The organism is Comamonas badia DSM 17552 (assembly GCF_000484635.1).
GTDB lineage: Bacteria > Pseudomonadota > Gammaproteobacteria > Burkholderiales > Burkholderiaceae_C > Comamonas_C > Comamonas_C badia.
On record NZ_AXVM01000008.1, the window covers coordinates 1 to 13,820 of the forward strand.

Here is a 13,820-nt window from a genome sequence, read left to right on the forward strand (position 1 = left end):
CGACTTGCATGTGTAAGGCATGCCGCCAGCGTTCAATCTGAGCCAGGATCAAACTCTTCAGTTCGATCTTGTTAAATTTAAGGTCTTGCGACCTCACTCATAAAAACGGAATTGAAGTGAACTTCACTTCTATCTCCATGAGCGTTTGTTTCAGACCCATCCCAAAGGACGAGCCCAGCAGGCACTCACCAGGAGCACCACCAAACGCCCACGCTTATCGGCTGTAACTTGTTAACGATCCCTTCTCCCCCACAAAAACCCCACAGATCAAGTCCGGGAGCATCCCTTGCAAAGAAGCGCTGCGATCAGCGAAGCCTTGCATTGTATACCCGTTTTTACGAACCGCGCAAGAAGTTGAGGGGAAAATTCAAAATGCCTTGATCGCCGCTTCCAGCGCATCCTGGAACAGGGCGGCGACGTCGCAGCCGCTCTGCTCGGTGATTTCCTGAAAGCAGGTCGGGCTGGTGACGTTGATTTCCGTAATGTGCGTACCGATGATGTCCAGACCGATCAACAACAATCCGCGCGGTGCGAGAGTGGGGCCCATCGCCTCGGCGGTAGCGCGATCAGCCGCAGTGAGTGGGCGCGCCTCTCCCCTGGCGCCAGCCGCCAGGTTGCCTCGGATGTCGTTGCCCTGCGGCACTCGCGCGAGACAGTACGGTACTGGCTTGCCGCCGATGACCAGCACACGCTTGTCTCCATCGACGATCTCGGGTAAATAGCGTTGCACCATCACCGTCTGCGCACCGCCTTTGTTCAAGGTTTCAATAATGGAGCCGAGGTTCAAGCCATCTGCCTGGACGCGAAAGATGCCCATGCCGCCCATGCCGTCCAGGGGCTTCAGAATGATGTCGCGGTGCTCATCATGAAACCGCCGAATCTCCTGTGCCGAGCGTGTCACCAGCGTCGGAGCGATGAATTGGGGCCATTCCATGATGGCGAGTTTTTCAGGGTGATCGCGTAGCGCCGCGGGGCGATTGAAGACATGCGCCCCTTCACGCTCCGCCTGTTCAAGCAGATGCGTGGCATAGATGAATTCCGCATCGAACGGCGGGTCCTTGCGCATCAGTACGCCGTCGAAGTCCTTGAGTGCTGCGGTCTCCAGCGTCGTCTCGGTGAACCACTCGGGCCCACCGCCGCTGAGTTCAATCCACCGCACGCGCGCCTGCACCACGCCACCTCGCTGCCAGTGCAGGTCGCACGGCTCGCAGGCCGCGATGCGATGCCCGCGTCGCTGGGCTTCGCGCATCATGGCGAAGGTCGTATCTTTGTAAATCTTGAAATGCTCGAGTGGATCGGCAACGTAAAGCAAGTTCATGGTGCAAGTTCTCAAGAGCGTACGGCAGTACGCGGTCGCCCATACTGTTGCACAAACAGCGCCGCACTGCCCGCAACCACGCCCCAGAACGCGGAGCCGATGCCGGCAAGGGCAACGCCAGAGGCAGTGACCAGAAAGGTGATGAGCGCTGGCTCGCGATGCACCTCGTCCCGCAGCGCGGCGACCAACCCGCCGCCTATGGTGGAAAGCAGCGCCAGTCCGGCGATGGCCGCCACCAACTCCTTGGGAAAGGCGATCAGCAAACCAGCAACGGCGGCGCCAAACAGGCCGACCAGCACGTAAAGCAGGCCATTGATGACAGCCGCCGCATACCGGCGCCCCGGATCAGGGTGCGCCTCAGGCCCCATGCAGATGGCGGCCGTAATGGCCGCCAGGTTCAAGGCATAGCCGCCAAACGGCGCAAGTACCAGGGTGGCGAGGCCGGTCATGCTGATGATGCGGCTGATCGGCATCTGGTAGCCAGTCGCGCGAATGACCGCCACGCCGGGCATGTTCTGCGAGGCCATGGTGACGACAAACAGCGGCAGCGCCACACTCACTGCCGCCTGCCAGGTAAAGCGCGGCGTCGTCCAGACGGGCACCGCCCAATCCCACGCCACCTTTGACCAGGCGATGCCGCCCTGAGCCGCAGCCACTGCGACAGCCACCAGCAAGGTGAGCGGCACCGCATAGCGCGGCAGCCAGCGTTTGCTCAGCAGGTATGTCGTCAGCATCGCCAGCACCAGCAGTGGCGCGGCCTGCACGGCACTGAAAGCGGCCATGCCAAAGTTCACCAGCACGCCCGCGAGAAGCCCCGCTGCGATGGCCATCGGAATTCGGTTCATCACGCGTTCAAACCATCCGGTGGCGCCCACCAAGACAACCATCAGCGCGGACACCATGAAGGCCCCCGTGGCCTGCGCCAGATCAAAGCCCAGGCCGGCACTGGCGAGCACCGCCGCACCGGGCGTGCTCCAGGCGATCATCACCGGCTTGCGCAGGATGAGCGAAGGGATGGCGGTGGCAAGGCCCATCCCCAAGCCCAGCGCCCACATCCACGAGGCGATCACGGCCTCGGATGCGCCAAAGGCCTGTGCGGCCTGGAACACCAGCGCCACCGAACTGGTGAAGCCCACCAATGTGGCGACAAAGCCTGCGCTCGCCGCCGAAAAGCTCACGTCACGGAAAAATTGCATTTGAAGATTGTGACCAACACCGTCAGATTTCGATCTGGGCGCCGAGCTCGACCACAGCATTGCCCGGGAGGTTCAGGAACTGCACCGTCGCGGTCGAGCCCATCTGCCGCATGGCGGCGAACAGCTTTTCGCGCCACGGCGCCATGGCGCCGCCGGCGTGCGGCAGCACGATGGCGTGCGACAGAAAGTAACTGGTGGTCATGGGGTCGAGCGCGCAGCCCTGCGTGCGCAGCAGTTCCAGCGCCGCCGGAATGTCGAAATCGTTCTTGAAGCCGTAGTTCACGCTCACCTGCCAGCAGTCGTGCCCCAGCGCCTGCGCGCGCACGCGCTCATCGAGCCCGATCCACGGCACTTCGTGGCTCACGACGGTGACGAACAGCATGCGCTCGTGCAGCACCTGAAAGTGCTTGAGGCTGTGCATCAGCGCGGCGGGCGCAACGCCGGCCACCGGCGCCATGAACACTGCCGTGCGCGCCACGCGCGGCGGCGGGGCGATGAAGACGGCGTCGAGGAAGGACTGAAGATCGATCGATTGCGCGCGCATGCGCTGGCCCAGCAGCTCATGGCCGCGCTTCCAGGTGGACATCACGACGTAGATCAGCCCGGCGATCAGCAGCGGGAACCAGCCGCCGTCCACCACCTTGAGCGCGTTGGAGCTGAAGAACACCAGGTCGATGGCGAGGAAGAACACCGTCGCGCCCACGGCCAATGGCGCCCACAGGCGCCAGCCCTGGCGGATCACGAGATAGGTGAGCAGCGTGGTCATCACCATCAACAGGCTCACGGCGATGCCGTAGGCCGCCGCCAGGTTGTCCGAGCTGCGAAACAGGCCGACCGCCAGCACCACGCCGGCGAGCAGCAGCCAGTTGGTGATGCCCACATACACCTGCCCAAGCTCGCGCAGCGAGGTGTGCACGATCACCATGCGCGGCAGAAAGCCGAGTTGGATCGCCTGCTTGGTGGCCGAGAACGCGCCCGAAATCAGCGCCTGCGAGGCAATCACGGTGGCCGCGGTGGCCAGCACCACCAGGGCGATCAGGACCCACGGCGGCGCCAGGCGGTAGAACGGGTTTTCAATGGCCGCCGCGTCGTGCAGCACCAGCGCGCCCTGGCCGAGGTAGTTGAGCATCAGCGCCGGCATGATGAGCACGAACCAGGCCAGGCGGATCGGCCGCTTGCCGAAGTGGCCCATGTCGGCGTATAGCGCCTCCGCGCCCGTCAGACACAGGAACACGGCGCCCAGGGTGATGAAGGCGATCTTCAGGTTGGCCGCTGCAAAAGTGAGCGCATGCAGCGGCGACAGCGCCGACAGTACCTGTGGGTGCGCCCACACCTGGCGCGCGCCAAGCCCGCCGATCACGACGAACCACAGCACCATCAACGGCCCGAACAGGTGGCCGATCTGGCCCGTGCCGCGACGCTGCGCCATGAACAGCAGCACCAGCACCGCGAGCGTGATCGGGATCACGTAGGGCCTGGCCGCCGGGGTGGCGATCTCCAGGCCCTCGACCGCCGACAGCACCGAGATCGCCGGTGTGATGACGCCATCGCCAAAGAACAGCGCGACGCCGAACATGCCAAGCACCGTCACGCCGGCGCGCAGGCGCGGGCCCTGGCCGGCCGCATCGGCCGCGCGCGAGGCCAGCGCCAGCAGCGCCATCATGCCGCCCTCGCCATGGTTGTCGGCGCGCATCACCAGCGCCACGTACTTGAACGCCACGATGACGATCAGCGCCCAGATGAAGAGCGAGACCACGCCCAGCACCTGGGCCTCGGACAGCGGCGCGCCAGACGCGCCAAGCGCCGCCTTGAAGGCGTAGAGCACGCTGGTGCCGATGTCGCCGAAGACGATGCCGACGGCGCCGATGGACAGCGCCAGGGTGCCGGAGCGTCGTTCAGGGCGACCGGGCATTCAGATCTCCACTTTCGATCCCAGTTCGACCACGGCATTGCTCGGCAGATTGAGGTATTCGGCCGCAGCCGTGGCGCTGTGGTGCATGTAGGCGAAAAGCTTTTCCCGCCATGGCGCCAGACCGGTGGCGAGGCCCGGCGCGACGATGTGGCGCGACAGAAAATAGCTGGTACTCATGGGATCGAGATTGACGCCGCGCCCTGCCAGCAGGCCAAGTGCCTTGGGCAAGTCAGGATCGTTCTTGAAGCCGTAGTGCAGCACCACGCGCCAGCAATCATGGCCCAGCGCCTCGATCTGCACACGCTTCTCCATGCCGATCCACGGCACCTCATGCTGGTGCACGCTCACAAACAGGTTCTGCTCGTGCAGCACCTTGTTGTGCTTGAGGTTGTGCAGCAAGGCATTGGGCACGATGGCAGGGTCGGCGCAGAGAAACACCGCCGTGCCCTCCACCCGCGTGGGTGGCGCGACAAACAGCGATTCAAGAAAATCCTCCAGCGTCAGCGCGGTGGCCTGCAACGCGCGGCGCAGCAGTTCCAGACCGTCGCGCCAGGTAATCATCAGCATGAAGACGGTGCCCGCGATCGCCAGCGGAAACCAGCCGCCGTGCAGGAGCTTGAGCAGGTTGGAGCTCCAGAACAACAGATCGACCGTGAGAAACAGCCCGGTGACCGCCAGCGTCAGAACCAGCGACATCTTCCAGGCGTAGCGCACCACGAAAAAGGTCAGCACCGTGGTGATCAGCATGTCCGTCGTCACCGCGATGCCGTAGGCCGCCGCCAGGTTGTTGGACGAGCGGAACATCGCCACCGCCAGCACGATCATCGCGAACAGCCCCCAGTTGACCAGCGGCATGTAAATCTGCCCGAGGTTGCGCACGCTGGTGTGATCCATCTTCAGGTGCGGCAGAAAACCCAGCTGGATCACCTGCTTGGTCACGCTGAACGCGCCCGATATCAAGGCCTGCGAGGCGATCACCGCGGCGGCTGTCGCCAGCACCACCAGCGGCAGCGTGACCCAGGCGGGCGCCAGATGGAAGAAGGGGTTGTCCACCACCGCCTTGCCGCGTGCCAGCAGCAGCGCGCCCTGTCCGAAATAGTTGAGCACCAGCGCCGGCATCGCGATCCAGAACCAGGCCAGGCGGATCGGACGCCGGCCGAAATGCCCCATGTCGGCATACAGCGCCTCGCAGCCGGTGACGCACAGCACCACCGCCCCCAGAATGATGAAGGTCACCCCCGGCGCGTGCAGCGCGAACTTGAACGCATGGATGGGCAATACCGCCCAGAGCACCTGCGGGTGGTGCCAGATCTGCAGCACGCCCAGCAGCGCAATCACGGCAAACCACAGCAGCATCACCGGGCCGAAAAACCGCCCAATGCCTGCCGTGCCTTTTTTTTGCACCAGGAACAGCGCCAGCAGCACCAGCAGCGTGAGCTCGATCACATAGTCGCCCAGCGCCGGCGAAAAGACCTGCAGGCCTTCCATGGCGCCAAGCGTGGTGATGGCGGGCGTGATGACGCCATCACCGTAGAACAGACAGGTGCCAAAGATGCCCACCAGCAGCATGCGGCGGCGCAGCACGGGCTTGTCGGCCACCGCGCCCGATGCCAGCGTGAGCATCGCCACCAGGCCACCCTCGCCGTTGTTGTCGGCGCGCAGCACCAGCGCCACGTATTTGACCGACACGACGATGGTCAAGGTCCAGAAAATCAGCGACAGCACGCCATACACGTTGCCCGGCGTGAACTGCACGTGGCCGCTGCCGAAGACCTCCTTGACGGTATAGAGCACGCTGGTGCCGATATCGCCAAACACCACGCCAATGGCGCCCACCATCAGCGTCGGCAGCGAGGAGCGCGAATCGGACATGCGGATGGACGCGAGGTGCGGGGGCGCCATTGTGCGCCCGAAAGGCCGGAGACTCAGGCGAGTTCCTGCATCTCCGGGTCCGTGGCTTCGAGTTCGTAGCTCGCGGCAAGCATTGCCAGGCGCGCCACCACGCCATACATGTAGAACCGGTTGGGAGCGCTCGCGCCGGGACGCACGCCAGGCTGCGGCAGATGGGTGCTGTGCTCGAACGCCAGCGGCACGTAACAGGCGCCATGCACGCGCGCGCCTTCGGCCGTGTCCGGCTGGGCATGCACGCGATAGACGCCGCCGACAACGTAGCGGTCCATGGTGTAGACTACCGGCTCGGCCACGGCCTCGTGCACGCGCTCCTGCGTCAGCACCCCTTCCTGCACCAGCCAGTGCCCGCTTTGGGGCAGGCGCCCCTCGGCCGCCAGCACCTCGACGTCCCGGGCATCGCGCAACAACGCCACGCCGGCCTCGTCACTCGCATCATCGGCCTTGATGACGGCGAACGGCTTCTCATTGATGCCGTATTCCTTGTACTTGCGGCGCACCTTGGAGATGACCGTATCCACCGCTGCGCGCAACTGCTCCAGCTCCTTGCCTTTGCCCTTTGCGGCCTCGGCACTGGCGCTGATCGGATGGATCAGCCAGTGATCGATCCCCAGCATTTTGCCGAAACGCTTGCCCACCTCTTCATAGCTCTGAAAGTGCCGGCTGCGCCTGCGCACCGTCCAGCCCGCCTGCAGCGGTGGCAGCAGATACTGCTCGTACAGTTCTTCCAGGATGCCCGGCGCGCCCGCCGCCAGTTCGTTATTGAGCAGGATGGTGCAGGGGTCGAAATTTTTCAGCCCCACCCGCTTGCGCAGGCGCAGCGCAGGTTCCACCTGCACACTGGCGCCATCGGGCAGGTCGAAGCCTGCGGTCTTCTTCACTTCCGGGTCTATCGAGCCCACGCGCACGTTCAGCCCGGCCAGATTGAAAATGCGCTGCAGCTGCGCCACGTCGGCCAGATCGCCCGGCCCGCGCAAACCATTCTCCGGAATGATCAGGAGGTTGCGCGCCTCGGGGCAGATTTTCTCGATGGCCGCCATTGCCGCCTGCACCGCCAGCGGCAGCATTTCCGGCGTGAGGTTGTGCCAGCCGTGCGGGAACAGGCTGGTGTCCACCGGCGCGAGCTTGAAGCCCGCGTTGCGCAGATCGACCGAGGTGTAGAACGGCGGCGTGTGCTCCATCCATTCAAGGCGGAACCAGCGCTCGATCGCGGGCATCGCATCGAGCATGCGCTGCTCCAGTTCATTGATCGGACCGGTCAGCGCGGTGATGAGGTGGGGGACCATGCGGGTATCTCGTCTCGTGGTTCAGCGCGGCATTGTAGAAAGCGGATTCAGCGTCGCCAGAATGCCGGGGACAGCAGCGCCACGAAGCTCAGGATTTCCAGCCGCCCCAGCAGCATGCCCAGGGTGCAGATCCACACCTGAAAATCGCTCAGCTGGGTGTAGCTCAGATCCACACCCAGGGTGCCGGGCCCGGTGCCCGTGCAGTTCACGCTGGAGAGCACGATGGAGAACGCCGTCAGCGGGTCGACGTCGGTCAGCAGCAGCGCCATGCACAGCACGATCACCGTCGCGCCATAGACCAGCATGAAGGCCAGCACCGAGAAGATCATGCGGTTGTCCACCACGCTGCCGCCCAGCACCACCGGCTGCATGGCGTGCGGATGCACCAGGCGGCGCAGTTCGCGGCGGGCCTGCTTGACCAGAATCAGCATGCGCACCATCTTGATGCCGCCCCCCGTGGAGCCGGCACTGGTCGCCACGCCCGAGAGCAGCAGCAGGAACACCGGCACGAACACCGGCCAGTGCGGATAGTCCACACTCGCAAATCCCGTGGTGGTGGCCACCGAAACGGTGTGGAACATGCCGTAGCGCAAGGCCTCCAGCGGCGCGTACACGCCCTTGACCCAGAGGATGAGCGAGACCAGCAGCCCGCCGCCCAGCAGCGCCAGCACCGTGGCGCGCGCCTCCGGATCGCGCCACAGCGCGAACCACTTGCGCTTGCGCAGCGCCACGAAGTACAGCGTGAAATTGCAGCTGGCCAGCACCATGAACAGCACCGCGATGCCTTCCAGCAGCGGCGAGTTGAAGTACGCAAAGCTCGCGTCGTGCGGCGACAGCCCCCCCAGGCTCATGGTGGTGAACATGTGCATCAGTGCGTCCATGGGTTTCATGCCGCCTGCCCAGAAGGCGAGTGCGCAGACGGTCGAGATGGCCAGGTACACGCTCCACATGCCGTTGGCCGTCTCGGTGATGCGCGGCGTGAGCTTGGTGTCCTTGATCGGCCCGGCGGCCTCGGCGCGGAACAACTGGCTGCCGCCCACGCCCAGCATGGGCAGCACCGCCATGGCCATGATGAGGATGCCCATGCCGCCGATCCACTGCAGAAAGGTGCGCCAGACATTGAGCGAGAGCGGCAAGCCATCCTGCCCTTCGATCACCGTCGCCCCCGTGGTCGTGAGCGCCGAGACCGCCTCGAAGTAAATGTGCGTGAACGACAGGGGTTTGCCGACATCCGCCAGTGCCAGCCATAGCGGCAGACTGGCCGCCAAGGGCAGCAGCAGCCAGGACAGCGTCACCAGGATGATGCCGTGGCGCGGCAGCATGTCCCGGTGCTGGCGCCGCAGCCACCACCACATCCCCGCGCCGACGGCCGCAATGAACAAGCCGGAAACCGCGTAGATGCGCCACAGGCCGTCATCCCAGGCCAGCGAGATCCCCAGCGGCACCAGCAGCGCCGCGGAAAAAATGCACAACAGCATGCCCAGCACGCGCGCGACAAGGGCCAGATCCTTCATGCTGGAGCGGGCCGGTCAGAAGAATGTGGCGCGCACGCGGAACAACTCTTCCACTTCCTTGACCAGGCGCTTGCGCGGCAGGAAGAACACCACATGGTCGTTGCGTTCGAGCACCGTGTGGCTGCGCGGGATGATGATTTCAGGTTCGCCCCGCGGTGCCTGCGGCGGCGATGCTTCGCCTTCCACGGGCGGCGATGCGTCCGGGTCGGGCAGGCCGCGCACGATCAGGCCGATATGCACCTCCGGCGGCAGCGGCAGGTCTTGCACGCGCCGCCCCACCACGCGCGAATTCTTGCGGTCGCCGCGCACCACCACCTCCAGCGCCTCGGCCACGCCGCGGCGCAGGCTGTGCACCGCCTGCACGTCGCCGCGGCGCACGTAGGTGAGCAGCTCGCCCAGGATGGTCTGCGCGGGCGAGAGCGCGATGTCGATCTGCGTGCCATGCATCAGGTCGGCGTAGCTGTGGCGGTTGATCAGCGCCAGCACCCGGCGCGCGCCCATGCGCTTGGCCAGCAGGCAGGCCATGATGTTGTCCTCGTCGTCGTCCGAGAGCGCCAGGAACAGGTCGGTCTCCTCCACCCCCTCTTCGGCCAGCAGGTCTTCATCGGATGCCTCGCCATGCAGCACCAGCACGCCTTCGGGCACGCGCGCCGCCAGCTGCTCGCAGCGCCCGGCGTCGTCATCGATGATGCGGATGTGAAAGCGCCCGGCCTGGCGCGAGAGCTCCTGCGCCAGGCGCTCGCCGACACTGGAGCCGCCAGCCACCATGATGCGGCGCACCGGCCTGGCCGACTGGCCCTCCGGACGGTGCAGCGCCGCCAGCACCTGCGCGACGCGCTGGCGCCCCGCCAGAACGAACACCTCATCGCCGGGCTCGATGAAGGTGGCGCCGTCGCAGGGCACGAAGCGGTCCGGCCCATCGGTGAAGCGGCGGTAAATGGCGACGATGCGCATCGCCACCTCGGGCATCTGCTCGCGCAGCGCCTTGACCTGCATGCCCACGGCCGGCGCACCGTGGCGTGCACGCGCGGAAACCAGGCAGGCGCGCCCGCCCGCGAACTCGCGCACCTGCAGCGCCTCGGGGTGCTCCACCAGCAGGCCGATGTAGCGCGTGAGCGAATTCTCCGGGCACAGGACGTGATCGACCGCGAAGCCCTCCTTGCTCATCAGCGCGCTGTCGTCCTCGAACCCTTCGCCCTGCGCGCGCACGCGGGCGATGCGCGTGGGGATGCTGAACAGCATCCAGGCCAATTTGCAGCACACCAGGTTGACCTCATCCTGCGATGCGGCGGCGATGAGCAGGTCGGTATCGCGCGCGCCGGCCTCGGCCAGCACCTGCGGGTCGGTGCAGCTGCCGACCACGCCGCGCAGGTCCATGCGGTCCTGCAGCTCGCGCAGGCATTCGGCGTCGCTGTCGATCACCGTGATGTCGTTCTTCTCCGACACCAGGCTCTCGGCCACGCCCGTGCCCACGCGCCCGGCGCCGACGATGATGATCTTCATCGCACCGCGGCGCGCGGTCAGCCGCGCACCTCGCCCTCGCCCAGCACCACCCACTTGAGCGAGGTCAGGCCCTCGATGCCCACCGGCCCGCGGGCGTGGAACTTGTCGGTGCTGATGCCGATCTCGGCGCCCAGGCCGTACTCGAAGCCATCCGCGAAGCGCGTGCTGGTGTTGACCATCACGCTGGCCGAATCCACCTCGCGCAGAAAGCGCTGCGCATGCCTGTGGTCGGTCGTCAGGATGGCATCGGTGTGGTGGCTGCCGTAGCGGTTGATGTGCGCGATGGCTTCATCGAGCCCCGCCACCACCTTGATGCTGATGATGGGCGCGAGGTACTCCTCGGACCAGTCGGGCTCCTGCGCCCGCTTGACGTATTTCTTCGTGCTCATCGACGCATAGGCCTTGACGATGTCGTTGCCCGGATGCGCGGGCGCCAGCAATGCCGCTGCCTCCTCGTCGCAGCGCATCTCCACCTCCCTGGCGACGAAGACGGCCGCCATGCGCGGCAGGAATTCCCGCGCCACGCCGCGCGCCACCAGCAGGCTTTCGGTCGCGTTGCAGGGGCTGTATTTCTGCGTCTTGGCGTTCTCCACCACCTTGAGCGCGAGCGCGATGTCGCAGGGGTCGTCCACATAGCTGTGGCAGTTGCCGTCCAGGTGCTTGATCACCGGCACGCGCGCTTCGCGGCTGACGCGCTCGATCAAGCCCTTGCCGCCGCGCGGGATCACGACGTCCACATACTGCGGCATGGCGATGAGCTGGCCCACCGCCGCGCGGTCCGTGGTCTGCACCAGTTGCACGCCCTGTTCGGGCAAGCCGGCCTCGGCCAAGGCCCGCACCACCAGCGCGGCCAGCGCGCGGTTGGAATGGATGGCCTCCGAGCCGCCGCGCAGGATGGCCGCGTTGGCGCTCTTGATCGACAGGCTCGCCGCCTCGATCGTCACGTTCGGGCGGCTTTCGTAAATCATGCAGAACACGCCGATAGGCACGCGCATCTGGCCCACGCGGATGCCGCTGGGCTGTTGCTTCATCCCGATGATTTCGCCAATGATGTCCGGCATCGCCGCGAGCTGCTCGCAGCCCAGTGCGCAGGTCTCGATTACCTTGGGCGTGAGGCGCAGGCGATCGACCATGGGCGCGGCAAGCCCCGCGGCCTCGGCCTGCGCCAGGTCTTGCGCATTGGCTTGCGCCAGTGGCTCGCCGTTTTCGCGCAGCAGCCGCGCCAGCGCCAGCAAAGACTTATTTTTGATAGCTGCTGACGCAGACGCCATAAGCGCTGCAGCCTGTTTTGCCTGCAGGCCCAGCGATTCGGTGTATTCGGCGATGTTCAGGGCATTCATGCCCGGATTTTGACGCAATCGGCAGCGCACCGGCAGACGCCGCGGCCGCGGCGCTCAGGCCGCCAGCCCGAAGCGCTGGCGCAGCCCCGCCAGCAGCGCCTCGTCGCCGATCTGCTGGCGCATCTGCATCACCTGCTGCGCGTCGGCGCCCACCACGTAGCGCACCTGGCCGCTCCCATCCGTGGCGGCGCCGTACAGCGCCTGCGCCAGCTGCTCCGCCGACGAGGCCGCGCCGCCGCTGGCACGGTTGGTGGCAAACGTGGCCTGCACCTTGGCGATCGAATCGGCGTACGGCCCGCCGTCGCTCTCGAAGGTGCGCACCATCGAGCGGCCCGAAAAATCCGTCGCCACCGCCCCCGGCGCGAACACCTTCACGCGGATGCCCAGCGGCGCGAGCTCGTGGCTGAGCGACTCGGAAAACCCCACCACCGCGTACTTGGACGCCGCGTACAGCGAATACAGCGGCATCGCCACCAGCCCCGTGAGCGACGCGATGTTGATGAGCACCCCGCTGCCCTGCGCGCGCATGCCCGGCAGCACCGCGCGCGTGACGGCAAAGACGCCCTCCACATTGGTGGCGAACTGTCTGCGGATGGCTGCGGGCGTGGCGGTCTCGAACGGACCGAACAGCCCGTAGCCCGCGTTGTTGATGAGCACGTCGATGCGGCCAAAGCGCTGGGTGGCCTGCGCCACCGCCGCATCCACCGAGGCCTGATCGGTCACGTCGAGCGCGAATGGCTCAACGCAGCCGCGGCCCTGGCCGAACCGCGCCTGCGCCGGCTTGCGCAGCGTCGCCGCCACGTTCCAGCCCTGGTCTGCAAAGCACTGCACCGTGGCAGCGCCAATGCCGGACGAACAACCGGTGATGAGTACCGTGGATGGCATGTCGCCGTCTCCTGGGATGGGTGGCCTTCGCGGTGCGCGCCCTGCGCACCGCAGCGCGCTGAACATAGCACCTGCACGCGCGGGGATGTATCGGAATGTCAGATGCCGCCGGCCACTAGCCGATGGCCGCCACCAGCGCCGTGAGCGCGGCGCCCACCGGCGCCTGTATCTTGAGCGCCAGCCATTCGTCTGCCCGCGTCCGGCCCAGATTCACCGCCGCAATCGGTTTGCTCCACTCGGCGGCGGCGCGGGCGAAGCGAAAGCCCGAATACACCATGAGCGAGGAGCCGGCGACGAGCAGCGCATCCGCCGCCCGCAGCGCCGCCATGGCCGCATCAACCCGCACGCGCGGCACGCTTTCGCCAAAGAACACCACGTCCGGCTTGAGCACGCCATGGCCGCAGGCCGGGCAGGCCGGCACCTGAAAGCCGGAAAAATCCAGGCCCTCCAGATACGCATCGCCATCGGGCGCGGTGGCGATGTCCCGCGGCAGATGCGCACGCAGCCAGCCGCCATTGGCCGCCTGCAGCCTTTGCTGCAGATCGTGGCGCGGCAGGGTGGCGGCGCAGGCCAGGCAGCGCACGGTGTCGAGCCGGCCGTGCAGGTCCAGCACCCGGCGGCTGCCGGCCGCATCGTGCAGGCCATCCACGTTTTGCGTGACGAGCAGTGGCACATGCCCTGCCGCCTCCAGCTGCGCCAGCGCCACGTGCGCAGGCCCCGGCCTGCTGGCCGCCATGCGCGGCCAGCCGATCATGGAGCGCGCCCAGTAGCGCTGGCGTGCGCCCGGCTCGCGCATGAAGACCTGGTAAGTCATGGGCGCGGGGCGCTTCCACTGGCCGTCGTGGTCGCGGTAGTCGGGGATGCCGCTTTCCGTGCTGCAGCCGGCGCCGCTAAGCACCATCAGGCGCGGGTGGCGGCGGATGAAGTCGGCGAGTGCACACATGTCAACCGGCATGAC

10 protein-coding genes and 1 rRNA gene are annotated in these 13,820 nt (G+C 66.3%); all 11 read right to left on the reverse strand.

Features of this window, described 5'->3' with window-relative positions:
- Nucleotides 1-64: ribosomal RNA gene (locus tag K320_RS0115300) — 16S ribosomal RNA — on the reverse strand; the annotation flags it as partial.
- A 303-nt stretch (nucleotides 65-367) separates the two neighbouring features.
- Entirely contained in the window at nucleotides 368-1,318 is a 951-nt protein-coding gene (gshB, locus tag K320_RS0115305; RefSeq protein WP_024539696.1) for a glutathione synthase, read from the reverse strand.
- Between the two features lie 11 nt (nucleotides 1,319-1,329).
- A complete protein-coding gene (locus K320_RS0115310) occupies nucleotides 1,330-2,514 on the reverse strand; it encodes a benzoate/H(+) symporter BenE family transporter (RefSeq protein ID WP_024539697.1) in 1,185 nt (394 codons plus the stop codon).
- 22 nt (nucleotides 2,515-2,536) lie between these two features.
- Entirely contained in the window at nucleotides 2,537-4,426 is a 1,890-nt protein-coding gene (locus K320_RS0115315) for a potassium transporter Kup (RefSeq protein WP_024539698.1), read from the reverse strand.
- A complete protein-coding gene (locus K320_RS0115320) occupies nucleotides 4,427-6,298 on the reverse strand; it encodes a potassium transporter Kup (protein ID WP_024539699.1) in 1,872 nt (623 codons plus the stop codon).
- 53 nt (nucleotides 6,299-6,351) lie between these two features.
- The gene (gshA, locus tag K320_RS0115325) at nucleotides 6,352-7,620 is read right to left on the reverse strand and encodes a glutamate--cysteine ligase (RefSeq protein WP_024539700.1); all 1,269 of its coding nucleotides are present in this window, start codon (nucleotides 7,618-7,620) and stop codon (nucleotides 6,352-6,354) included.
- Between the two features lie 47 nt (nucleotides 7,621-7,667).
- A complete protein-coding gene (locus K320_RS0115330; RefSeq protein ID WP_024539701.1) occupies nucleotides 7,668-9,134 on the reverse strand; it encodes a TrkH family potassium uptake protein in 1,467 nt (488 codons plus the stop codon).
- 15 nt (nucleotides 9,135-9,149) lie between these two features.
- Nucleotides 9,150-10,637 (reverse strand): Trk system potassium transporter TrkA, encoded by a 1,488-nt coding sequence (gene trkA / locus K320_RS0115335; RefSeq protein WP_024539702.1) that lies wholly within the window; start codon nucleotides 10,635-10,637, stop codon nucleotides 9,150-9,152.
- Nucleotides 10,638-10,654: 17 nt separating this feature from the next.
- Nucleotides 10,655-11,977, reverse strand: a complete 1,323-nt coding sequence (locus tag K320_RS0115340; protein ID WP_024539703.1) for a glutamate-5-semialdehyde dehydrogenase — start codon at nucleotides 11,975-11,977, stop codon at nucleotides 10,655-10,657.
- A 54-nt stretch (nucleotides 11,978-12,031) separates the two neighbouring features.
- Nucleotides 12,032-12,862 (reverse strand): SDR family oxidoreductase, encoded by an 831-nt coding sequence (locus K320_RS0115345; protein ID WP_024539704.1) that lies wholly within the window; start codon nucleotides 12,860-12,862, stop codon nucleotides 12,032-12,034.
- Nucleotides 12,863-12,977: 115 nt separating this feature from the next.
- Nucleotides 12,978-13,817 (reverse strand): NAD-dependent protein deacetylase, encoded by an 840-nt coding sequence (locus tag K320_RS0115350; RefSeq protein WP_024539705.1) that lies wholly within the window; start codon nucleotides 13,815-13,817, stop codon nucleotides 12,978-12,980.
- Between the last annotated feature and the right edge of the window lie 3 nt (nucleotides 13,818-13,820).